General features: G+C 69.0%; 23 protein-coding genes. 11 read left to right on the forward strand and 12 right to left on the reverse strand.

Annotation, left to right across the window (positions count from 1 at the left end):
• The 7 genes from AB0F44_RS29310 to AB0F44_RS29340 form a co-directional block, all read left to right on the forward strand.
• Window positions 1-1010 (forward strand): FAD-dependent oxidoreductase (locus AB0F44_RS29310; protein ID WP_357360771.1); only part of this gene is annotated, 1010 nt, incomplete at its 5' end.
• A 244-nt stretch (window positions 1011-1254) separates the two neighbouring features.
• The gene (locus AB0F44_RS29315) at window positions 1255-2046 is read left to right on the forward strand and encodes a hypothetical protein (RefSeq protein WP_357360773.1); all 792 of its coding nucleotides are present in this window, start codon (window positions 1255-1257) and stop codon (window positions 2044-2046) included.
• On the forward strand, window positions 2009-3127 hold the full coding sequence (locus AB0F44_RS29320; RefSeq protein ID WP_357360774.1) for a hypothetical protein: 1119 nt from the start codon (window positions 2009-2011) through the stop codon (window positions 3125-3127). The genes AB0F44_RS29315 and AB0F44_RS29320 overlap by 38 nt, the downstream gene beginning before the upstream one ends.
• Window positions 3124-4383 carry a hypothetical protein gene (locus tag AB0F44_RS29325; RefSeq protein WP_357360776.1) on the forward strand — a complete coding sequence of 420 codons (1260 nt, stop codon included), beginning with the start codon at window positions 3124-3126 and terminating at the stop codon, window positions 4381-4383. Before AB0F44_RS29320 ends, AB0F44_RS29325 begins: the two co-directional genes overlap by 4 nt.
• A gap of 23 nt (window positions 4384-4406) precedes the next feature.
• Complete coding sequence (locus AB0F44_RS29330; protein WP_357360778.1) at window positions 4407-5678, forward strand: YeeE/YedE family protein; 1272 nt, start codon at window positions 4407-4409, stop codon at window positions 5676-5678.
• A gap of 109 nt (window positions 5679-5787) precedes the next feature.
• On the forward strand, window positions 5788-7095 hold the full coding sequence (locus tag AB0F44_RS29335; protein ID WP_357360780.1) for a hypothetical protein: 1308 nt from the start codon (window positions 5788-5790) through the stop codon (window positions 7093-7095).
• 163 nt (window positions 7096-7258) lie between these two features.
• Window positions 7259-8131, forward strand: coding sequence for an RIO1 family regulatory kinase/ATPase (locus tag AB0F44_RS29340; protein WP_350661686.1), 873 nt, complete (start codon window positions 7259-7261; stop codon window positions 8129-8131).
• Window positions 8132-8191: 60 nt separating this feature from the next.
• Here the strand turns inward: AB0F44_RS29340 and AB0F44_RS29345 are convergent, their stop codons facing one another.
• Window positions 8192-8782 carry a hypothetical protein gene (locus AB0F44_RS29345; protein WP_357360782.1) on the reverse strand — a complete coding sequence of 197 codons (591 nt, stop codon included), beginning with the start codon at window positions 8780-8782 and terminating at the stop codon, window positions 8192-8194.
• Window positions 8783-9376 (reverse strand): TetR/AcrR family transcriptional regulator, encoded by a 594-nt coding sequence (locus AB0F44_RS29350; RefSeq protein ID WP_357360784.1) that lies wholly within the window; start codon window positions 9374-9376, stop codon window positions 8783-8785.
• A 71-nt stretch (window positions 9377-9447) separates the two neighbouring features.
• Here AB0F44_RS29350 and AB0F44_RS29355 point away from each other — a divergent pair, with 71 nt between their 5' ends.
• Together AB0F44_RS29355 and AB0F44_RS29360 are read left to right on the forward strand one after the other, a co-directional pair.
• Window positions 9448-10326, forward strand: coding sequence for an oxidoreductase (locus AB0F44_RS29355; RefSeq protein WP_357360786.1), 879 nt, complete (start codon window positions 9448-9450; stop codon window positions 10324-10326).
• 18 nt (window positions 10327-10344) lie between these two features.
• Window positions 10345-11457 carry a Rossmann fold nucleotide-binding protein gene (locus AB0F44_RS29360; protein ID WP_357360788.1) on the forward strand — a complete coding sequence of 371 codons (1113 nt, stop codon included), beginning with the start codon at window positions 10345-10347 and terminating at the stop codon, window positions 11455-11457.
• Here the strand turns inward: AB0F44_RS29360 and AB0F44_RS29365 are convergent.
• Entirely contained in the window at window positions 11432-12592 is a 1161-nt protein-coding gene (locus AB0F44_RS29365) for a glycosyltransferase family 1 protein (RefSeq protein ID WP_357360789.1), read from the reverse strand. The two genes, AB0F44_RS29360 and AB0F44_RS29365, sit on opposite strands and share 26 nt — an antisense overlap.
• A gap of 319 nt (window positions 12593-12911) precedes the next feature.
• Here AB0F44_RS29365 and AB0F44_RS29370 point away from each other — a divergent pair, with 319 nt between their 5' ends.
• A complete protein-coding gene (locus AB0F44_RS29370; protein WP_357360791.1) occupies window positions 12912-13346 on the forward strand; it encodes a hypothetical protein in 435 nt (144 codons plus the stop codon).
• A gap of 21 nt (window positions 13347-13367) precedes the next feature.
• On the opposite strand, the gene rlmN is transcribed toward AB0F44_RS29370, so the two are convergent.
• From rlmN to rpsB, 8 genes are all read right to left on the reverse strand, one after another.
• The gene (gene rlmN, locus AB0F44_RS29375) at window positions 13368-14492 is read right to left on the reverse strand and encodes a 23S rRNA (adenine(2503)-C(2))-methyltransferase RlmN (protein ID WP_357360806.1); all 1125 of its coding nucleotides are present in this window, start codon (window positions 14490-14492) and stop codon (window positions 13368-13370) included.
• A gap of 121 nt (window positions 14493-14613) precedes the next feature.
• Window positions 14614-15012: a hypothetical protein gene (locus AB0F44_RS29380; RefSeq protein ID WP_357360793.1), complete on the reverse strand. Its 399-nt coding sequence runs from the start codon at window positions 15010-15012 to the stop codon at window positions 14614-14616.
• Between the two features lie 79 nt (window positions 15013-15091).
• The gene (locus tag AB0F44_RS29385; RefSeq protein ID WP_357360795.1) at window positions 15092-15595 is read right to left on the reverse strand and encodes a histidine phosphatase family protein; all 504 of its coding nucleotides are present in this window, start codon (window positions 15593-15595) and stop codon (window positions 15092-15094) included.
• Between the two features lie 15 nt (window positions 15596-15610).
• Window positions 15611-16519 carry a phosphatidate cytidylyltransferase gene (locus tag AB0F44_RS29390; RefSeq protein WP_357360797.1) on the reverse strand — a complete coding sequence of 303 codons (909 nt, stop codon included), beginning with the start codon at window positions 16517-16519 and terminating at the stop codon, window positions 15611-15613.
• 159 nt (window positions 16520-16678) lie between these two features.
• Entirely contained in the window at window positions 16679-17233 is a 555-nt protein-coding gene (gene frr, locus AB0F44_RS29395) for a ribosome recycling factor (protein WP_357360808.1), read from the reverse strand.
• Between the two features lie 62 nt (window positions 17234-17295).
• Window positions 17296-18009: a UMP kinase gene (gene pyrH / locus AB0F44_RS29400; protein WP_350661715.1), complete on the reverse strand. Its 714-nt coding sequence runs from the start codon at window positions 18007-18009 to the stop codon at window positions 17296-17298.
• Between the two features lie 168 nt (window positions 18010-18177).
• Complete coding sequence (gene tsf, locus AB0F44_RS29405; protein WP_357360799.1) at window positions 18178-18987, reverse strand: translation elongation factor Ts; 810 nt, start codon at window positions 18985-18987, stop codon at window positions 18178-18180.
• Between the two features lie 48 nt (window positions 18988-19035).
• Window positions 19036-19956: a 30S ribosomal protein S2 gene (rpsB, locus tag AB0F44_RS29410; protein WP_357360801.1), complete on the reverse strand. Its 921-nt coding sequence runs from the start codon at window positions 19954-19956 to the stop codon at window positions 19036-19038.
• A 422-nt stretch (window positions 19957-20378) separates the two neighbouring features.
• Between rpsB and AB0F44_RS29415 the strand changes: the two genes are divergently transcribed.
• Window positions 20379-21002: a M23 family metallopeptidase gene (locus tag AB0F44_RS29415; protein WP_357360802.1), complete on the forward strand. Its 624-nt coding sequence runs from the start codon at window positions 20379-20381 to the stop codon at window positions 21000-21002.
• A gap of 130 nt (window positions 21003-21132) precedes the next feature.
• On the opposite strand, the gene AB0F44_RS29420 is transcribed toward AB0F44_RS29415, so the two are convergent.
• Window positions 21133-21695: tyrosine-type recombinase/integrase (locus AB0F44_RS29420; RefSeq protein ID WP_357360804.1), on the reverse strand; the 563-nt coding region annotated here is incomplete at its 5' end.

The raw sequence follows: 21695 nt of genomic DNA on the forward strand, positions 1-21695 counted from the left end.
TCGCCAAGGGCGGAACGGTCGTTGTGGCCCGTACGGCCGCCCAGCTCGAACGCGCCCGCGACGAGGTCGAGCACGCCCGCTCCTGGGGGCTCGGTGAGGCCGAGATCTCCCTGCTGGACCAGGCCTCCGCCGAGAAGCGGCTCGCCGCGACCAGCACCCTCGGCGCGACCTACACCCCCGACTGCGCCGCGCTCCATCCCGCCAAGCTCGTCCGCGGCCTGGCCCGCGCCGTCGAGGCCCGCGGCGTCACGATCTACGAGCAGACGCGGGTCACGACGATCGGGCCGCACCAGGTGCGCACGGAGAACGACGTGGTCACCGCCGACGTCGTCGTACGCGCCACCGAGGGCTACACCCCGACGCTGGCCGGCCTCGAGCGCGAGGTCATCCCGGTGCGCTCCCTCATCATCGCCACCGAACCACTCTCAGACCTGGTCTGGTCGAGCATCGGCCTGGAGGAGCGCGAGACGTTCTCCGACGGCCGGCACCTGCTGATCTACGGGCAGCGCACCGCGGACGACCGGCTGGTCTTCGGCGGGCGCGGCGCGCCGTACTCCTTCGGGTCGAAGATCACCCACGGAGATGCCTCCGATCTGCGCACCCACCGTCGCCTGCTGGCGACCCTGATCGAGATGTTCCCGGCCGTACGCGGCCACAAGGTCACCCACCGATGGGGCGGGGTGCTCGGCATCCCGCGCGACTGGCACGCCTCGGTCGGCTACGACCCCGCCAGCGGCCTCGCGCACGCCGGCGGCTACGTCGGCGACGGCGTCGCGACCACCAACCTCGCCGGCCGTACGCTGCGCGACCTGGTCCTCGGCACCGAGTCCGATCTCACCGCCCTCCCCTGGGTCGGTCACGTCTCACCCCGCTGGGAGCCGGAGCCGCTGCGCTGGCTCGGCGTCAACGCCGGCCTGCGCGCGATGACCATGGCCGACGCCGAGGAGACCGCCACCGGCAAGGGCTCCCTGGTCGCCCGGGCCGTCGCGCCCCTCGTCGGCGGTCACTGACCCCACCCGCACGACGACGCCGCTCCGGGATACCTGGAGCGGCATTGTCGTCTTTCGAGACCCCGTTGTAACTCTCTTGCCATTCTCAGGAAACTCTAGTTGTTTTATTGGGAAAGACTTATTCAGAGTTCATCTCGGAGGTACCGCAGTGATCCTGCAACGCCACAACACCAGATCTCATGCCGACAGACCCCGGCGCAGAAGACTGCTTCCCGCAGCCGCCGCTCTTGTCGTCGCAGCCGGTGTGCTGACCCTGACCCCCTCGACCGCCGTGGCCGAGGACGACGCCCCGGTGACCAGCGACAAGGGGATCGGCGAGCTGCTGACGCAGCTGAAGACGGGCAGCGACATCCTGACCAACAAGGATGCGGTCGCGGGCCGTGACGGCAAGAACTACTGGATCAAGAACCACGTCGACTCCAGCCTGCTGCCGCCCAACCTGCTCCAGCAGCTCGGCGTCGACCAGGCGCTGATCAATCTCGGCCTCGGCGGCAGCGACTCCGGCGGCACCGTCGAGAACGACGGCCTGCGCCACAAGTACCTGGTCGTGTGGGCCGGCGACAACAACATTCTGGACAAGTCCGGCTCTGAGCTGCTCGACCTGCCCAAGTCGATCGGCCTGGACCTGATCGGGCAGAAGAACCTCATCGGCCCCGACTTCTTCGCCGTCGTCGACGTGACCAAGGGCGCGAAGTCGTACGGCAAGGTCGTCAACACCGTGACCGTCGGACCGCTGGTGGAGAACGAGCCCCACCACATGCAGTACCTGTGGCACAAGGGCGACAACATCTTCGCCGGTGGTCTCTTCACCGACGTGACGTACGTCCTGGACACCTCTCAGCTCCCGAAGCTGCAGCTCAAGGGGATCAACCTGCCCACAGACACGCTGTGCGGGTCGGTGCCGGACGCCTACTGGGTGACCAAGGACCACAAGGCCTACGGCACCTACATGGGCGGGGCCCGACGTCCCCGGCCCGTGCACGTACACCGACGGCTCGGTGCGAGTGGGCAACGGGTTCGCGGGCTCGCCCGGTGAGCTGGTCCGCCTCGACGCGAACGGGAAGACGATCGCCGAGGCGCCGGCCGCGACCACGAAGGCCGAGACCGAGCAGAGGTGCGACAGCATCCCGCTGCTCTCGTTGCCGACCTGCGCCAACCCGCACGGCGTCCAGGCCCGCGAGGATCTCGACACACTCGTGACCAGCGACTACAACGAGCCGCGCAACATCATCCTCAACCCGGTGCAGCCGCTCTCGTCCTACCTGCGGCGGCCGACGGTGAGGTTCTGGGACATCTCCGAGCAGGACAAGCCGAAGCTGAAGTCGGTGACGTTCCTGCCCGACGGACCCCGCAAGGGCCGGGTCGCGCACCACGAGGAGTCGCGGGCCGCGATGGAGGTCACCGTGACCAACCGCCCGGGCCACGAGGGCGCGTTCGCCGAGACGATGCAGGGCGGGGCGATCTACTACACGCCCGACATCACCGTCGACGAGCCGAAGTGGCAGCAGGTCTTCGACCTCGGCGTCACCAACAAGCAGGTCGACCCGGCCAGCGACGCCTACGGCGGCGGCAGCAACGGCGCCTGGATCCAGACGTCGTTGGACGACAAGTACCTCTACCACGCGGTCGCTGGTCGAGGCGCCACCAGCGACGACAAGGGCTCCAAGCCGTACATCCTGACGCTGGACATCCAGAAGCTGCTCGCCTCCGGCGACAACCCGGCCTGCCGGATCGACACGCTCGAGGAAAGCCGCTCCGGTGGCGCCGAGAGCGACTGCCCGGCGGTCGTCGACACCCTTGAGGCACCCGGCGGCCCGCACTGGGGCGCGCTCGACAACCTCGAGCTCGGCTCGGACGGCTACTACCACGAGACCACGGACGTGAAGCGGCTGGCGTACTCCAACTACTTCGTTGCCCGCACCGGTCTCAACGGTGACCACCGGCTGTGCCTGGTCGACATCGAGGACGGCAAGCTGACTCGTGACGAGGAGTTCCGGGACGAGAACACCGGCAACACCTGCATCGAGTTCAACCGGGAGTCCTGGCCGCACGGTGCCTGGGGCCCGGCGAAGCCGCACTCGATGCTCTTCGTCACCGCGGACGCGGACATCAAGTGACGCTCGGCGACAACCCGCTCGGCAACAGCCCAGTCTGGCGGGACCGCATCCTGCGGTCCCGCCGGGCCGGCGTGCTCGTGCTCGCCGTGCTGCTCGCCGTCGGGGGCATCGGCTATGTCCTGTACGCCGGCACCCCGGGCGGCTCCGGCGACGACTCATCCCGGTGGTCCCGCGCGGTCGCGGAGGCCACCCCGCAGCAGGTGCTCGGCGGCGAGCGCCGGCCCGGTTTCCCGTCGGTGCAGAGGATGGAGCACGACGGGCTGGTGTTCACCGTGACCGTGGCGCCGGCACTGCCCGGCCGAAACCTGGTACGCGTCGATGCACTGCCTCTGAAGGGCCACGCGCACCAGGAGGCCGACGAGGAGATGACCGTCGAGGTCGACGGCGGTGCGGCGCCGGTCGAGCCGACCAAGCGACCCGGCGCCGACGGGCTGTGGGCGGTCGTCGACCTACCCACGGGCAACCCCACCGTCCTGGTCGCGCACGGACCCGAGCACCGGATCCCGGTGATGCTGGAGACCGGATCTTCGGGGTCGGCCGACGCACTATGGGCCGGGCCGGACGGTCCCGAGTGCCTCCAGGCCGCCACCGCCGCGGTCCTGGCCGGTGGCAAGGCGCCGACCTCGTGTCCTGCCGCAGAGCTGCGGGACGCCGACCGTGCCGGACTGACCAGCATCGTCACGACCCTGGCGTCCCGAGGGGTCGAGGAGGTCGCGCTCTCCGCCGACTCCTCTCCCCGATCGCGGGCCGCCTCGAGGCTCGTCCGCCACCTGGCGGCGGGGAAAGGCGTCAAGGTCGTCGCGCCCTCGGCCCGCCCCGGTTCACGCAGCGCTCTGGTCGTCGTCACCGGCTGGCAGCCGGCCGCGGAGCGTCTCGCCGCGGTCTCCAGCCTGCCGGTCGAGAAGCAGGCGCTGCGTTCCGACGGAGTCTGGCTGGCACCCTGGCTCCTCTCCCCCGGCGTGGTCGACTCGACCACCGGCGCGGTGATCCCGCTCGACTTCGACATCCGCGACGAGGCGGCGCAGCGCTACAGCCAGACGCTGGCGGAGTACTTCCCCGAACAGGCGCCGACCGGGTCGGCGTACCTCGCCTGGCGCAGTGCCCGGGAGGGCGCCGACGCGCGCGGCGAGTCCGCCTTCTATGCCGCCTCGCGGGCTGCGTACATGCCTGCTGAGCCCGGCCACAGCAGCCACGAGACGACGGTCTCCTGGTTCCCCGGCGGCACGGTCACCCGGATCAGCCTCCCCACCGGTTAGCCCACGTCAGAAAGGTCCCCACCATGTCTCTTCTCGATCGCCTCGGCACAGGTCGTGGCATCTCCCCCGATCTCTCGATCGGCCAGGCTCCGCCGTCGGAGACCGAGTCGCCGGCGCAGGTACGCGTCATCGTCGTCGGCGTTCTCGCGACCATCGCGCTCGGCGCCTTCGTGCTGCTCCAGAAGGGCACGCTGCCCGCGATCCTGTTCGCCCTCGGGGTGTCGCTCGGGTTCGTGCTGTTCCACAGCCGCTTCGGCTTCACCTCGGCCTGGCGACAGCTGGTATCGGTGCGACAGGGCACCTCGCTGCGGGCCCACATGCTGATGCTCGCGATCGCGGTGACCCTGTTCGCCCCGATCCTGGCCAACCAGTGGACCTACCAGGGCGTCCCGGCGGCCGGTGCGGTGGCGCCGATCGGCTTCGGGCTCTTCGTCGGCGCGTTCCTCTTCGGCGTCGGGATGCAGCTCGGCGGCGCCTGCGCCTCCGGCACCCTCTTCGCGGTCGGCAGCGGACAGAGCGCCATCCTGCTGACACTGGGCGGCTTCATCGTCGGCTCCCTCCTGGGCGCCCTCTCGCTGGCGTGGTGGAACGGGCTGCCCGCACAGGAGCCGGTCGACCTCGCGGTCACCTTCGGTGGGTACGCCGGTGGCTGGGCAGCCACCCTGGTCATCATCGGCCTCGTGGTCGCGGTGACGTACCTCGTCGGCCGCGGGCGGGAGAAGCCGCCGGTGGACCGGGCACCCGTCGCGACCGGGATCGCGCGGGCGCTGCGTGGCTCCTGGCCACTGTGGGTCGGCGCGATCGGCCTGGCCCTGCTCAACGCACTGACCCTCTACTTCTCCGGGAGCCCCTGGGGGATCACCTTCGCCTTCGCCCTGTGGGGGTCCAAGATCCTCGACGCGGTCGGCGTCGACGTACTGTCCTGGGCTTTCTGGCAGGACCCCGCCAACCTGGCCAAGTACCAGGCCGGCATCTTCGTCGAGAAGACCTCGATCATGGACCTCGGGATCGTCCTCGGGGCACTGCTCGCCTCCGCGGCCGCCGGCGCCTGGCTGCTGCACCGCCGGATCCCGCTGAAGCTGGCCGTCGGCGCGGTGATCGGCGGGATCCTGATGGGCTACGGCGCTCGGATCGCCGGCGGCTGCAACATCGGCGCCTACTTCTCCGGCATCGCCTCGATGAGCCTGCACGGCTGGCTGTGGGGTCTCACCGCGATCGCCGGGACCTTCGCCGGGCTCACGCTGCGGCCACTGTTCGGGCTCACCAACCCGAAACCGACCGACTCGGTCTGCTGAGACTCGGTGCGAAGGTGCGGCCCGGCTCGACGCTGGTCCGCACCTTCGTCATCACCGCCGTGCCCGGGCGTTACGCTGCCGCTGTCGGATCCGGGATCTCGGGGGAACCATGGCTGTCTCGTCCAGCACCAAGAAGGTGCTCGTCTTTGTTGGCGTGCTGGTCGGCGTCGGGGCGCTGCTCGTCGGGATCGGCCACTGGCGAGCCCACGACCTGGTCGCCGGAGACGTCGTGTGGCACACGGAGGTCGACCACGACGCCGACGAGGCAGTTGTCGTACGGGACCGGATCTACACCTATGAAGACGACCAGCTCACGATTCGTGACCTGGCGACCGGGAAGACAGTCACCGAGGAGTACCAGGACGGCACCTGGGCACACATCGGGGACGGCGGGCACGCTGCGGTCGTCGACATCGAGAGCATCGCGATGTACGACCGGGACGGCAGAGAGGCGTGGCACCAGAGAATGGACGACCTCTACCTGCCGATCGCCATCAGCCGCGACGGTCAACTCGATGCCATCGCATGCTCGGCGAAGGGCACGTGCGTCACAGTTCATTTCGACGCCTCGGGTCGAGAGACGTCACGAACCAGACGCGAATCGCCCGACCTCTGGACACCGGCGTTCATCGGCACCGACTCCGTCGAGGACCACCCGTCTGTGCAACGCGCCCCGACGATCCCGACAGGCACCGACTCAAAGCAACGTGTGGCCTTCCAGGTACGTGACGGCAAGCCGTTCGGCCCGTCTGTCGAGGTCATGGACGATGTCGCAGCCCAGGTCGGTGACCTGCTCGTGGGCATGACACGCAAGGACGGCACCTGCACCTTCGACGCCGTCCGAGCGGGCGAGCAAGCCTGGACCAGTTCCATACCCTGCCCGGACCTCGGTTACCCGAAGGTCGACGTGTTCACCAACCGGATCTACGTCACCAATCCCTCCGGTGACGCCTACGACGTCGTCACCGCCGACCTCGAGGGTCGACGAGCCACCAGCTTCCGGGTTCGGACCGGACCGACCTCGGAATCGGATCGGACGCAGTTGTCGCCGACACCGGATGCGGTCGTGCTCGCGCTGACCGACCAGGTCTCCGCGTACTCCCCCACCACTGGGAAGCGTCTGTGGACCAAGAAGCTGACCCGAACCTCTCACGACGCGCTCGAGAAGACGAAGAAGATCTATCCCGGCATCGAGGTCAGCGGTCCGGTCATCGACCGGTACGAGAATGCGCCCCAGGCGTTGGCCGGACTCGCCATCGGGCGGGACGTACCGACGTACACGCACACCTACGTCGACGCAGCCTCCGGCAAGGAGTCGGCAGAGCTCGCCGCGCCCTATGGGGTCGCCTCCCTCGGGCTGGACGACGGACGTGTCCTGGTCCTCGGCGACGACGATCTCTGGCTCGTCGCCCCTTGAGGGCCCGATAAACCTGTTGCGTACGCCGGTCGCGGTCCTCCACCATGGAGCGCGACCGGCGATCCTCGTCCATAAGGCGCCCCTGATCGAGAGGAGCAGACCATGACTGTCGTTGTCCTGTGCCTGCCCACAGACCACATCTCTCGCATCAGGAGCACCCGAAGTGACTCAGGAGAACATCTCCGCTGATCCTCTCCAGAGGATCGACCCGAATTTCGTCTTCGACTTCCAGGCCTACGACGACCTGGACGACGGACAACGCTGGTCCACCTGGCTCTCCGTGGAGCCGCTCTCTCGTGGACCGGAGCCGCGCCCGGACTGGGTGGTGACCTCTCAGGGCGCCATCGACACCGAGCTCGGCATCCTCAAGACCGGTAAGGAGGCCGACGCCTTCCTGGTCGTACGGGCCGACCCGCTCTTCCCGGAGCAGGAGGCGCTGATGGTCGCCAAGCGCTACCGCGACGCCGACCACCGCACCTTCCACCGAGCGGCGAGCTACACCGAGGGCCGTTCGGTCAAGCGCTCCCGTGACGAGCGCGCGCTGAAGAAGGGCTCGACCTTCGGCCGCGAGGTCGCCAAGGCCGAGTGGGCCAACGCCGAGTGGAACGCGCTCGTACGCTGCTGGAACCTCGGCCTCCCGGTGCCCTATCCGGTGCAGATCGACGGGACCGAGATCCTGATGGAGTGGATCGCGGTCGACGACGGCAACGGTGAGCTCGAGACGGCGCCGCGGCTCGCGCAGACCCGGCCGGAGCACCACGTGCTGGAGATGTGGTGGGACGGGCTCGTCGACGCGCTGGCCACGATGGTGCAGGCCGGCCTGGTCCACGGTGACCTCTCGCCCTACAACATCCTGGCCCAGCAGGACCGGCTCGTGATCATCGACCTCCCTCAGATCATCGACCTGGTCGGCAACCCGCTGGGCTTCGACTTCCTGCTCCGCGACATCACCAACGTCGCGAAGTGGTTCCAGGCCCGAGGTCTGGAGGTCGACGAGCAGGAGGTCTACGCCGACCTGATGGCGCACGCCTTCTGAGCCCGCCATGTGCTGCCAGGAGTACGCAATGACGCACTCCTGGCAGCACAGCGCGGCGGTTCAGCCGCTGAAGGAGCAGACCTTGGGGGCTCCCTTGAAGAAGAGGTGACCCAAGATCGAGTTGCCGAGAAGCTGCGTACGCATCGTGACGCCCGAGGGATGCTCCAGATCGGCGGAGTCGAAGTCGCGGTTGGCGCCGGAGACCATGCCGTTCAGATTCTCCCGCTCGCTGATCCGCCATCCGTGGTCAGCGAGGTAGTCGAGGATCTCGACATATCCGGCAGCTCCCGCCTCGCTCACCTCATCGAAGGCAACCTCCTCGGTCGCCTCCCACGCGAACCACGCACCAACCTGGACCAGATGGTGGTCCGACTCGTCGATGCCGCACTCGCCCACCACGGCATCCTGCCGCCAGCGGAGCCCGTCAGGCGTCGGGATCGAGTTGATCTGCACAAGGTGGGGTTCGAGCTTGTCACGCCAGACCTCGAGCGCCTTCTGGTCCGTGACGACAGCGCGCTCCGCTTGTCTGCTCTCATCCACGCTCGCCCGGATAGCAAGCCCGGCAAGCAGCAGGAGGGTGCAGAGGATCGCGATGCCGATCCCCACTTCCACGACTACGCTGCGCGCCGCCACCGCGCGAAGAAGGCGCATCTAGCGGGCCAGGCCGCGCATCAGAGTGGCGACGACGTCCTCCAGCATCCGCTGTGACTGCTCGGGCGTCACGAAACCGGAGCCGACGAAGGTGGCCAGGCCCTGGATCGCGGCCAGGACGGTGACCCCGATGACCTCGGGGTCGCCGTCGACGACCTCACCACGGGCCTGGCCTTCGGTGAGCAGGGCGGTGGGGTGGGCGAAGGCGGCGGCGACGGCCTCGGCGATCTCGGCGCCGGAGGTCTCGCTGTGCTTGCGCGCGAACATCACCGAGAGCAGCGCCGGGTTGTCGGTGGCGAACTCCAGGTAGGCCGAGGCGAAGGTCACCAGGTCGTCGGTCAGCGAGCCGCGGGTGGCCAACGCGGCGTCCATCACCTCGCCCAGGCGCCGGAATCCGGCGACCGCGAGCGCGTCGAAGAGCGCGTTCTTGTCGCGGAAGTGGGCGCTCGGCGCGGCGTGGCTCACGCCCAGATCGCGGGCGATGCCGCGCAGCGAGAGCGCGTCGGTGCCCGACTCGCGCAACACCTCCTCCGCACGGCGGAGCACCGCGGCGCGCAGGTCGCCGTGGTGGTAGCGGGTCATCGTCTCGGTCATCAGGCACACCTTATCGAGATTTCACCGATTTAGACATTGTCAAGATTCTTGGCAGCGCCTAGATTGGAGTCATGACTGAACAGAAGTGGACTTCCGAGCGGCTGCCGTCCTTCGAGGGCCGCACCGTGATCGTCACCGGCGCGACCAGCGGCCTGGGCCGCGTCGCCGCCACCCAGCTGAGCGCGAAGGGCGCCCGCGTCGTCCTGGCCGTACGCAACGTCGCCGCCGGCGAAGAGGTGGCCGCCACGATCGGTGGCGGCGCCGAGGTGCGGGCGCTCGACCTGGCCGACCTCAGCTCGGTGCGGCACTTCGCCGAGCAGTGGGAGGGCGAGATCGACGTACTCATCAACAACGCCGGGATCATGATGGTGCCCAAGCGCCTCACGACCGACGGCTACGAGAGCCAGTTCGCCACCAACCACCTGGGGCACTTCGCGCTCACCAACCTGCTGCTCCCCCACATCACCGACCGCGTCGTGACGGTCGCCTCCTCGGCCCACCGCTGGGGCGGCTTCGACCTCGACGACCTCAACTGGGAGCGGCGCGATTACCGCACGGAGAGGGCCTACGGGCAGTCGAAGATCTCCAACCTGCTCTTCACCCTCGAGCTCCAGCGACGCCTGGAGGGCACCGGGCTCAGGGCGTACGCCGCCCACCCGGGCTACGCCGCGACCAACCTGCAGGGTCACACCGGCAACGCGCTCAAGCACGCCCTCATGGCGATCGGCAACCGGGTCGTCGCGCAGTCCGCGGAGGCGGGCGCCCTCCCGACCCTGTACGCAGCCAGCCAGGACCTGCCGTCTGGAAGCTACGTCGGGCCGGACGGGCTCGGCGAGTACCGCGGCAGTCCGACGCTCGTGGGCCGTACCGCGGTCGCCTCCGACCCCGAGCTCGCCCGCAAGCTGTGGACCGAGTCCGAGAGCCTGACCGGAGTCTCCTGGCCACTGTGAGTCGGTAGGTTTCTCGGTATGAAGCATCACCGGGGACGGCATGTCGACATCGAGTCGGTGGAGGAGCTCGACGGGCATCTGGCGGCGGGTGCGGGGAGCCTGAAGGGGTGGCGGCTGCGGTCGCTGGACCTGAGCTCGCGTTCCTCGGCCCTGCGGGAGACCGAGCTGGCCGGGGCGACGTTCCTCGGGTGCACCTTCGCACCCGGGGACGGCGACTACGCCGAGGACGAGGGCGCACTGGTGATGCCGGTGATCCCGGAGGCACCGGTCGATGTCTACCGCTCCCGGCTCTACACCGCCGATGAGCTCTACGACGACCCGGTCTATGCGCGGAGCCTGGATGCGAGGGCGTACGCCTGGCTGCAGCAGCCGCTCGACGCCGACGACGAGCTCGCGATCACCCTCCACGACCACGCGATCGACGCCGCGCTCGAGGCATGGGTGCGGGCGCGACGCGACGAGGGTACGCGGATCGTCGGGATGATGGGCGGGCACGCGCTGCGGCGCGGCGAGGAGGGCTACGCGACCGCCGCCCGCCTCGCCCAGCACATGGCGAGCCGTCATGTCGTCGCCACCGGCGGCGGCCCAGGAGCCATGGAGGCCGCCAACCTGGGCGCCTTCCTCGCCGGGGCGCCGAAGACGGCGCTCGACGATGCGCTCGCGTCGCTGGCCACGGTGCCGTCGTTCCGGCCCTCGATCCGGTCCTGGGCGCAGGTGGCTCTCGACGTACGGAACCAGGTCGACGGCAAGCCCGGAAGGTCGCTGGGGATCCCGACCTGGCACTACGGGCACGAGCCGCCCAACGTGTTCGCCGGGGCAATCGCGAAGTACTTCCGCAACGCCACCCGCGAGGCGGTGCTGCTGGAGGTCTGCGACGGCGGGATCGTCTTCCTACCCGGTGCGGGCGGCACCGTGCAGGAGGTCTTCCAGGACGCCTGCGAGAACTACTACGCCGACGCGAGCGCGGTCGCGCCGATGGTGCTGGTCGGGCGCAGCTACTGGACCGAGGAACTGCCGGTCTGGCCGCTCCTGCAGGCCCTGGCCCGGGGCCGAGCGATGGAGGGACACGTCCACCTCGTCGACACCGACGAGGAGGTACTCGACGTCATCGCAGCCGGCGCGCCCGGATGACGTCGCGGTAGTGGTCGACCAGGGCGGCGTTCACTGCGCCCCAGGACTTGTGCGCGACGCTCTTGCGGGCCTCGCGCCCCATCCGCAGCCGCAGCTGGGGGTCGTTGTGGAGCAGCGCGACGTGGGAGCCGAGGTCGTCGCGGCTGCCGGGCTCGTAGAAGAACCCGGTGACGCCGTCGGCGACCAGGTCCAGCGGCCCGCCCGAGCGCGGCGCGACGACCGGGACCCCGGAGGCGAGCGCCTCCTGGACCGCCTGGCAGAACGTCTCGTGGGAGCCGGTGTGCGCGAACACGTCGAGGGAGGCGTACGCAGCTCCGAGCTCCTCCCCCTGCAGCACGCCCATGAAGGTCGCGTTCGGGAGCAGGTGGCGCAGCTCGCGCTCCTGCGGGCCGCCACCGACGAGCACGACCTTGTACGCCGGGTTGTGCGCGAGCGGAGCCAGCAGGTGCAGCTCCTTCTCCTGGGCGAGGCGGCCGACGTACCCGACGATGGTCTCCCCGTTGGGCGCGAGCTGGGCGCGCAGGTCGTGGTCGATGCGGCTCGGGTGGAACAGCTCGACGTCGACGCCTCGCGGCCACAGCCCGGTCCGCTGTACGCCGAGACCCTCGAGCTGGGTCAGGGCCGACGAGCTCGGTGCCAGGGTGCGGTCGGCGGCCGAGTGGGCCTGACGGGTCAGCATCGCCGCTGCCTGCGGGCCGCCGACCGCCTTGTACTTGTCCCAGAAGCCGACCAGGTCCGTCTGGTAGATCGCCACGCTCGGGATGCCGAGCTCCTTGGCCACCAGCACCGCCTGCCGCCCGAGCAGCGCGGGTGAGGCGACGTGGATGACGTCGGGGCTGAACCGGCGCATCACCGCGCGCAGCTTGCGCCGCGTCTCCAGGCCGACACGGAAGTCCTTGTACACCCAGAACGTCGCGCCCCGGGTCCGGGTCACCGGGAATCCGGCATACTCGGTGGGCCCGGTGGGGGCCACGACCTCGACGGTGTGGCCATCGATCGCGAGATGCTCCAGCACGCGGCGTACGGAGTTCGTCACGCCGTTGACCTGGGGCAGGAACGACTCCGTGACGATGAGGACACGGAGCGGCTCTGAGTTGGCGGCGACCAGCGGGACCCGATCGAGGCTGATGCTCATGTTCCTGATCGTGAGCGCCGTCCGGCAACGTCACCCCCGACTTGGTTGACCGGTCGGTGAACCTCCCGTGGCCAGAACTCCGTGCCGGGCGACAGGTAGTCCGGGCGGTGTCATCAGCGGAAACGCCGCATGACTCTCAGAAATCTGTCGCCGCACCTCGGCCGGCGACAGAAGCCGGTGAGCCACCGTTCCTAGGCTCGCAGGCTCGCGATGTGCTGACACGCATCGTGAAAAGGGGGACGTACGCGGACCGGGCACCATGGCGCCCGGTTCGCGTACGTGGGTTGCCGCCCGCACGCTCGTTTGCCACGATCGCGGCATGACCACCGATGAGGAGCACATCCGGCCCGAAGGCGTCGACGACCTCACCGTCGAGGCGCTCGGCTCCATCAGCGAGGCACTCGAAGCGATCGAGATCGCCCGCGGTCATCTGTATGCGATGCATCGCATCACCGGCACGGCCGACCTCACCCTCGGCAAGGGTGTCGAGCAGCTGCGCGAGGCCGGCCACGCCGAGCTGGCGGACAGGTTCGAGCGCGAGCTCGTAGGACGCAACGTGCTCGACGGCAGGTGGACGTTTCAGATCGTCGAGGAGTACGACGACGGCTACTACGCCACGTTCAAGCGGCTGGAGAAGGAGGCTCGCGACACTCTCGTCGAGGGCAAGCGGCACCTCTACGAGTCGGAGATGAAGGAAGTACGCCGCACCCAAGGCCGACACGGACACGAGAGCCGGCCCGAGCCAGGGGCTTGAGCCGGCCGATCACGTGTCGCGCTAGGACACCGACTGAGCCGCGAGCTGGCCGCAGGCACCGTCGATCTCACGACCGCGAGTGTCGCGGACGGTGGTGGAGATGCCCTTGGCCTCGAGGCGGCGTACGAACTCGCGCTCGTCCTCCGGGTCGGAGGCGGTCCACTTCGAGCCGGGGGTCGGGTTGAGGGGGATCAGGTTGACGTGGACCCAGCCCCAGTCGCCGTAGGAGTTGAGGACCTCGGCGAGCAGGTCGGCGCGCCAGCCCTGGTCGTTGATGCCGCGCATCATCGCGTACTCGATGGAGACCCGGCGCTTCGTCACGCGCGCGTAGTTCCAGGCGGCGTCGACGGTCTCGGCGACCGAGAAGCGGGTGTTGATCGGAACGAGCTCGTTGCGCAGGTCGTCGTCGGGCGCGTGCAGCGAGAGGGCGAGGGTGACCGGGATGCCCTCCTCGGTGAGCTGCTTGATCCGGGGTACGAGGCCGACGGTGGAGACGGTCACGTGGCGCGCCGAGAGCCCCAGGCCCTCGGGGGCCGGCGAGGTGAGACGGCGGACCGCGCCCATCAGCGCCTTGTAGTTGGCCATCGGCTCCCCCATGCCCATGAAGACCACGTTGGAGAGACGACCGGGGCCGCCGGGGATCTCGCCGCTGGCCATCTGCCGGGCCGCGACGACGACCTGGTGGACGATCTCGGCGGTCGACATGTTGCGCTCGAGACCGCCCTGGCCGGTCGCGCAGAACGGGCAGGCCATGCCGCAGCCGGCCTGGGAGGAGATGCAGACCGTGGCGCGGTCGGTGTAGCGCATCAGCACCGACTCGACGAGGGCGCCGTCGAAGAGCTTCCACAGCGTCTTACGGGTGGTGCCCTTGTCGGCCTCCTGCTGACTGATCGGCGTCATCAGGTCGGGCAGGAAGGTGTTGACCAGCTCCTGGCGCTGGCTGGCGGGAAGGTCGGTCATCTTCTCGGGGTCGTCGACCAGCCGCTCGAAGTAGTGCACCGAGAGCTGCTTGGCCCGGAACCCCGGAAGCCCGGCCTCCTTCGCCGCGTCCTGACGGCCGGCCAGGTCGAGGTCGGCCAGGTGGCGCGGCGGCTTCCCGCGGCCCTTGGGCGGCGCCATCACCAGGGGCAGGCGGCGCCCCTCCATCGCGGCGGCCTCGGCCTCGGGGCTGTGCGGGGCCGGTACGTTCGCAGGGCGGGGCTCGGTCACTGCTTCATTGTCCCACCGTGGTGCGGCGTACGGCTAAACCTGGATCCGGCCCGCCCGGTCAGCCCGTCTTCAGCAGGATCCAGAAGACCAGCGAGCCGACACCGACCACCACCAGCACGGTGAGGATGATCCCCAGCCAGACGAACTCGGCCAAGCGGCGGGTCTTGCGCGGGATGAGCAGGGCCAGGGGCACCAGCAGGGTCAGCGCCACCCACGGAAACAGCTCCTCGGCCCGCTCCTGCCCGACCACCCAGGTCAGCAGCGCGCCCCAAGTGCCGGGCACCAGGATCGCGTACGCCAATCCGATGTAGAACCCGACCAGGGCCGCCACGGTCGGGTGCGAGTCGTGCAGCCAGGCCCACACTCCACCCGACCCCGAGGACTCCTCCTCCGGGCCGTGATCTGCCTCGACGTCTGGATCGGGGTCCACGTCGAGGTCCGCGGGACGCTGGGTCACTCTTCAACCGTAGCGCCGAACGACGTCATCCTTTGGTAAAGAATCGCTGCCCCGACGAACTCGGGGTGATTGCGGCCGATCAGGCGTCGACGGTGATCAGGTCCGGGAAGCCGAGGTCTCGCCACCGGGCGAGATCTGGGGGTGCGCCGGTCAGCTCGCTCACCAGGACGGTCCAGGCCGTGCCGTGGCCGATGAGCACGACGTCCTCGCCCGCGTGCGCCGACAGGATCCCGGCGACCGCCTTCGTGACGCGGGCGCGGCACTCGTCGAGCGGCTCCCAGCCGTCGTACGCAGGCACCGTCGGTTCCGCGAACGCACGCTCGACCGTGGCATGGAAGTCCTCGACCCACGCCTCGCCGCGGCGGTGCTCACGGAGAGCGTCGACCACGCCGACGTCGCCATCGGTGAGAAGCTGGGCGGTCTGCTGTGCCTTGGGCTCGGGCGAGGAGTACCACGCGGCGCCGGCCGGGAGCCGGTCACGCAGGGCCCAGACGTCGTCGAACCCGGCCGGGTCGAGCTCCCAGTGCTCCGCGGCGACGCCGCGCACCTGGATGGGTCGTCCGTGGCGTACGAGGAAGAGCATCAGGCTGGAACCTGCTCAAAAGACGGCGTAGTGGAGGATCAGCCAGACCGGGGCGACGGTCGCCAGGAGCGAGTCGAGGCGGTCCATGAGGCCGCCGTGGCCGGGGATGATCTGGCTCATGTCCTTGATGCCCAGGTCGCGCTTGATGACCGACTCGACCAGGTCGCCGAGGACAGCCATCACGCAGGCGACCACGCCGAGCGCGACACCGACCCACCAGGCTCCGTCGAGCAGCCATACGACCAGACCGACGCCGGTGGCGACGGTGAAGACCACCGAGCCGGCGAAGCCCTCCCACGACTTCTTCGGGGAGATCACCGGGGCCATCGGGTGCTTGCCGAAGAGGACCCCGGCCACGTAGCCGCCGATGTCGGACATGATCGTGAGCAGGACCCAGACGATGATGCCGCGTACGCCGTCATCCGAGAGACCACCCGAGGTCCAGCCGCCGCCCTCGCCGAGCATGAGTGCGACGAACGAGCCCAGGAACGGCAGGTAGAACAGGGTGAGAACAGCGGCAGCCGACGTGCGTACGTAGCCGTCGACCCCACGCCGTAGCACCCACAGCATGATCACCAGCGCGGTCACCGCGGTTGCCGTCACCAGCGCGTCCGAGCCCAGGAAATAGGCGACCAGGACCATCACCGTGCCGCCGATCATCAGCGGCTGCTCGGGGACGTCCATGTCCTTGGCCATCAGGCCCCGGTGGAGCTCCCAGACCGCGGCGACGACCGCCGCGACGACGATCAGCATGAACGCCGTCTTCACGAACATCAGGCTCAGCGCGATCGCGACCAGGAGGACGACGGCCGAGCCGATCGCTGCGGGGAGGTTGCGGCCGGCGCGGCCGTAGTCCTTCTTCGGCGGCTCGGAAGCAGCAGGAGAAGGAGACGGCGGCGTCTGGCTCACAAGGGATTCCTTCATGCTCAGGTCCTTTTCTGGGTCTCGATCCGCGTCACTCGCCCGCGCGAATGTGTCGCTCGCTGGATCTCGACACGCGGTCACGCCTTCGCAAGCTCAGGCGTGCGCTCGCTCGATCTTTCGCGTTGTGACCCTGCTCGCTTCGCTCGCAGGGTCACAGGCTCAAACCTCGAGCAGCTCGGCTTCCTTGGACTTGAGCAGCTCGTCGATCGCGTCGGTGTGCTTCTTGGTGAGGCTGTCGAGGCGCTTCTCGGCACCGGTGACGTCGTCCTTGCTGGCCTCGCCGTCCTTCTCGAGCTTCTCCAGGTTCTGCTTGGCCTTCTGGCGCACCTGGCGCACCGAGACGCGACCCTGCTCGGCCTTCTCCTTGGCGAGCTTGATGTATTCCTTGCGACGCTCTTCCGTGAGCTCGGGGAAGACCGCGCGCAGGATCTTGCCGTCGTTGGACGGGTTGACACCGAGGTCGGAGTCGCGGATCGCCTTCTCGACGTTGGCCATCGCGCCGATGTCGAACGGGGCGATGTTGATGATCCGCGGCTCGGGGCTGGTGAACGAGGCGAGCTGCTGGATCGGCGTCGGAGTGCCGTAGTAGTCGACCAGGATCTTGCTGAACATCTGCGGAGTGGCGCGGCCAGCACGGATGGTGGAGAAGTCCTCACGCGTGGAGTCCACCGACTTCACCATCTTGCTGTCGGCCTCGTTGAGGATGTCGTTGATCACCGGATGCTCCTGTGCGCTCGTAAGTGTTGTGTTGTGGGTGGCGTGTGGGCTCGTGCCGCTCAGCCAGCGGTGACGAGCGTACCGATCTTCTCACCCTGGACGATCCGGTAGACCGCCCCCTCGTCCTCCGCGCCGTAGACCACGATGGGCATCTTGTTCTCCATGCAGAGGGCGAACGCGGTGGCGTCGGCGATCTTGAGCTGCTTCTGCAGCGCCTCGCCGAAAGTGATCTCATCGTACTTCGTCGCCGTCGGGTCCTTCTTCGGGTCTGCGGTGTAGATCCCGTCGACGCCGTTCTTGGCCATCAGGACGACCTCAGCGTGGACCTCGAGGGCGCGCTGGGCGGCGACGGTGTCGGTGGAGAAGTAGGGCATGCCGGAGCCGGCGCCGAAGATCACGACGCGGCCCTTCTCGAGGTGACGCATGGCCTTGCGCGGGATGTAGGGCTCGGCGACCTGGCCCATCGTGATCGCGGTCTGCACCCGGGTGTCGACACCCTCCTTCTCGAGGAAGTCCTGCAGCGCGAGGCAGTTCATGACGGTGCCGAGCATGCCCATGTAGTCGGCGCGGGACCGGTCCATGCCGGCCAGCTGGAGCTCGGCGCCGCGGAAGAAGTTGCCACCGCCGACAACGATCGCGATCTGCACGCCGGAGGAGGCGACAGCGGAGATCTCCTTGGCGATCGAGGCGACCACGATGGGGTCGACGCCGACCTCGCCACCGCCGAAGTTCTCTCCGGACAGCTTGATCAGGATGCGCTGGTAGCGGGTCATGCCGTGGCCTTTCCTGGGGCGACGTCTTGCGGGGTGTTGCATGTGGGGATGGCGTACGAAAGGGCCGGTCCGATGATCACCATTCGGTTCATCGGACCGGCCCCTTTCGTCGTACGTTGCTGCTCAACCTAACTGATCACGCGCTGTTCGCGCGGAATCAGGCTCGGTTCAGGCGCCGACGTCGAAGCGGGCGAACTGCTTCACCTGCGTGTTGGCGGCGTCGAGGACCTGCTTGACGGACTTCTTCGACTCGAAGACCGACTCCTGGTCGAGCAGGACGATCTCCTTGAAGAACGCCTTGATCCGACCCTCGACGATCTTGGCGACGGCAGCCTCGGGCTTGCCCTCCTCGAGCGTCTTCTTGGTGAGGACGTCCTTCTCGGCGTCGACCACGTCGGCCGGCACCTCGTCGGAGGTGAGGTACTGCGCCTTGAGAGCGGCAGCCTGCTGGGCGGCCTGCTTCGCGGCCGCCTCGTCACCCTCGTAGGCGACCATGACGCCGAGGCTCGGCGGCAGGTCGGAGGCCTTCTTGTGCAGGTAGACCGTGGTCTCACCCTCGAAGTAGGCCACCTGGCCGAGCTCGATCTTCTCGCCGATGGTGCGGGCGAGCTCCTCGACGGTCTCGCCGACCGTCTTGTCGCCGAGCGAGATGGCCTTGAGGGTCTCGAGGTCGTTGGCCTTGTTGGCGTCGGCAGCCTCGGCGATCTGCTGGGCAGCAGCGACGAAGCCCTCGTTCTTGGCAACGAAGTCGGTCTCCGAGAGGAGGCTGACCAGAGCGTTGCCGGACGTCGCGACGAGGCCGGCCGAGGTGGTGCGCTCCGCGGCGCGGGCGGCGGCCTTGGCCGTGCCCTTGACGCGAAGGATCTCGACAGCCTTGTCGAAGTTGCCGTCAGCCTCGTCGAGCGCCTTCTTGCAGTCCATCATGCCGGCCTGGGTCAGCTCACGGAGCTTCTTGACGTCGGCAGCGGTGTAAGCCATGTGTGTCTTCCTCTGACTGTTAAGTGGCTCTTGGGTGGACGATGAGGCTCAGGCCTCGGCCGGGGCCTCAGGGGACTCGGCGGGGGTCTCCTCGGCCGGAGCCTCGGTGGTCTCAGCAGCCTCGGCGGGAGCCTCAGCGGCCTCGGCGGCGGGGGTCTCCTCGGCGGGGGTCTCCTCGGCCTTGGCCTCCTCGGCAGCCGGGGTCGCCAGGAGCTCGCGCTCCCACTCGGCCAGCGGCTCCTCGGCGGTGGCGCCCTCGGTGCCCTCGGTCTTGCCACCGGAGCGGGCGATGAGGCCCTCGGCGACGGCGTCGGCGACCACGCGGGTCAGCAGGCCGACCGCGCGGATGGCGTCGTCGTTGCCCGGGATCGGGAAGTCGACCTCGTCGGGGTCGCAGTTGGTGTCCAGGATGCCGACGATCGGGATCCTGAGCTTGCGGGCCTCCTCGACAGCGAGGTGCTCCTTCTTGGTGTCGACGATCCACACGGCGGACGGGGTGCGGCCCATCTCGCGGATGCCGCCCAGGGTCTTCTCGAGCTTGTCGCGCTCCCGCTTCATCTGCAGGAGCTCCTTCTTCGTGCGGCCGGAGCCGGCGACGTCGTCGAAGTTGACCTCGTCGAGCTCCTTGAGGCGGTTGATCCGCTGGTGCACGGTCTGGAAGTTGGTGAGCATGCCGCCCAGCCAGCGCTGGTTGACGTAGGGCATCCCGACGCGCGTCGCCTGCTCGGCGATGGCCTCCTGGGCCTGCTTCTTGGTGCCCACGAACATGATCGTGCCGCCCTTGGCCACGGTCTCCTTGATGAAGGCGTAGCTGCGGTCGATGTAGGCCAGCGACTGCTGCAGGTCGATGATGTAGATGCCGTTGCGGTCCGTGAGGATGAACCGCTTCATCTTCGGGTTCCAGCGACGGGTCTGGTGTCCGAAGTGGACGCCGCTCTCGAGGAGCTGGCGCATGGTCACGACTGCCATGATGTTTGTTCTCCTAGGTGTTGGCCCGCGTGTGCACCGCTGGTAGCTCGACCTTGCGTTTCTCGAGGTCGGGCGGGTGTTGGCGCGAGCCGGTCGGTTTTCAGTTTCGCGCCCATCGGTGGTGATGGGCCCTGACGCCTGCGCGCGGTCCGACCTGAACGTGCTGCTCGGGACTGAGGGCCGCGCCCGCGGGCGACCGGCGTCTCGGAGCGAGGCACCGTCGCGGTCTGCTGGCGTGCGAAGTCAGCCCACAAGGGGCTGCCGGTCCAAGACTAGCCGCCGACCGGGGTCTCGGGCCAATCCGCTGTGACCTGCTCCGGCGCGGGCCGATCAGTGTCCACAGGGGTGTCTCGGGTCGGAGTTATCCACAGGACGTACGCCGCTCGTTGTGCGGTTCCTCGATCCGGGGTTGTCTGCTCGTCATGACCTCGTACCGCCTCTCCGACCGGGCCCGCGCCCTCGTCGCGGCCCTGTTCCTCGTCGTCCTCATCGCCCCGGCAAGCCCAGCTCTCGGAACGCCACGTGCCGAGGTGGCGCCGTCCGGCGCCTCGCTGGGTGGGGCTGTGGGTCACGACGAGGGTCCGAGCTCGGTCGGAGGGGCGGACGAGGTCCCGCAGGGCGAATGGCCGCTGGCACCCCAGCCGGAGGTCGTTCGCCGCTTCGACCCGCCAGATGCTCCGTGGGGTGCGGGGCATCGCGGCGTGGACCTGGCCGGGGCGCCGGGTGCGATCGTTCGCGCCGCGATGGCCGGGACGGTCGCGTTCGTCGGAGTGATCGCCGGCAAGGCGGTGGTGAGCGTCGACCACGGAGCCACGCGGACCACCTATGAGCCGGTCGCGGCCACCGTGGCCGTCGGCGATCCGGTGGCGGCCGGAGCCCCGCTGGGTCGGCTCGGCATCGCCGGCTCCCACTGCTTCCCGGCCGCCTGCCTGCACTGGGGCTGGATCCGCAACGCGGACAATGTCTACCTCGACCCGCTGCTGCTCGTCGACGCACCGCAGCCGGTCCGGCTCCTCCCTCTCTGGCGCGGCGACCCGGTCCGGTAGGCCGAATCGGCAGTAGTGGCGGGCCGAAACTGTAGTAGTGGGCGACGAAACTCGACTTTCGTCGCCCACAACTCACTTCTCGACCGGCCACAACTACACACTCGGCCGACGCGGTTGACGTCTCGGCGAGTCAGGCGCGGGGGTGGGCCTGGCGGTAGGCCTTGCGGAGCCGGTCGCTGCTGACGTGGGTGTAGATCTGGGTGGTGGCCAGGCTGGCGTGACCTAGGAGCTCTTGGACCGAGCGCAGGTCGGCGCCACCTTCGAGGAGGTGGGTGGCGGTGCTGTGGCGCAGTCCGTGGGGCCCGAGGTCGGGGGCACCCGGGACGTCGGCGAGGCGGCGGTGGACGAGGGTTCGTACGGCGCGCTGATCGAGCCGGCCGCCACGGGCACCTAGGAACAGGGCCGGGCCGGAGGACTCGTTGACCAGCTGCGGGCGGCCACGGACGACCCACCGGTCGAGCGCCCGCACCGCGGGGCCGCCGAAGGGCACCATCCGCTCTTTGCGTCCCTTGCCGAGCACGCGGATGATCCGGCGCTCGTAGTCGACATCGTCCAGGTCGAGGCCGACGAGCTCGCCGACGCGGGCGCCGGTCGCGTAGAGCATCTCCAGCACGGCGATGTCGCGCATCCCGACCGGCGTGCCGTCCTCGGCTGCGGTGATGGCGGCGGCGATGAGGGACTCGACCTCATCGG

The organism is Nocardioides sp. NPDC023903 (assembly GCF_040639295.1).
In the GTDB taxonomy this organism is placed as follows: domain Bacteria; phylum Actinomycetota; class Actinomycetes; order Propionibacteriales; family Nocardioidaceae; genus Nocardioides.

Coding starts and splice junctions, on each gene's coding strand:
- AB0F44_RS29330 (WP_357360778.1), top strand. CDS start 4,407: ATGTCTCTTCTCGATCGCCTCGGCACAGGTCGTGGCATCTCCCCCGAT.
- AB0F44_RS29335 (WP_357360780.1), top strand. CDS start 5,788: ATGGCTGTCTCGTCCAGCACCAAGAAGGTGCTCGTCTTTGTTGGCGTG.
- AB0F44_RS29345 (WP_357360782.1), bottom strand. CDS start 8,782: ATGCGCCTTCTTCGCGCGGTGGCGGCGCGCAGCGTAGTCGTGGAAGTG.
- AB0F44_RS29350 (WP_357360784.1), bottom strand. CDS start 9,376: ATGACCGAGACGATGACCCGCTACCACCACGGCGACCTGCGCGCCGCG.
- AB0F44_RS29355 (WP_357360786.1), top strand. CDS start 9,448: ATGACTGAACAGAAGTGGACTTCCGAGCGGCTGCCGTCCTTCGAGGGC.
- AB0F44_RS29360 (WP_357360788.1), top strand. CDS start 10,345: ATGAAGCATCACCGGGGACGGCATGTCGACATCGAGTCGGTGGAGGAG.
- AB0F44_RS29365 (WP_357360789.1), bottom strand. CDS start 12,592: ATGAGCATCAGCCTCGATCGGGTCCCGCTGGTCGCCGCCAACTCAGAG.
- AB0F44_RS29370 (WP_357360791.1), top strand. CDS start 12,912: ATGACCACCGATGAGGAGCACATCCGGCCCGAAGGCGTCGACGACCTC.
- rlmN (WP_357360806.1), bottom strand. CDS start 14,492: ATGGAGGGGCGCCGCCTGCCCCTGGTGATGGCGCCGCCCAAGGGCCGC.
- AB0F44_RS29385 (WP_357360795.1), bottom strand. CDS start 15,595: ATGCTCTTCCTCGTACGCCACGGACGACCCATCCAGGTGCGCGGCGTC.
- AB0F44_RS29390 (WP_357360797.1), bottom strand. CDS start 16,519: ATGAAGGAATCCCTTGTGAGCCAGACGCCGCCGTCTCCTTCTCCTGCT.
- pyrH (WP_350661715.1), bottom strand. CDS start 18,009: ATGACCCGCTACCAGCGCATCCTGATCAAGCTGTCCGGAGAGAACTTC.
- tsf (WP_357360799.1), bottom strand. CDS start 18,987: ATGGCTTACACCGCTGCCGACGTCAAGAAGCTCCGTGAGCTGACCCAG.
- rpsB (WP_357360801.1), bottom strand. CDS start 19,956: ATGGCAGTCGTGACCATGCGCCAGCTCCTCGAGAGCGGCGTCCACTTC.
- AB0F44_RS29415 (WP_357360802.1), top strand. CDS start 20,379: ATGACCTCGTACCGCCTCTCCGACCGGGCCCGCGCCCTCGTCGCGGCC.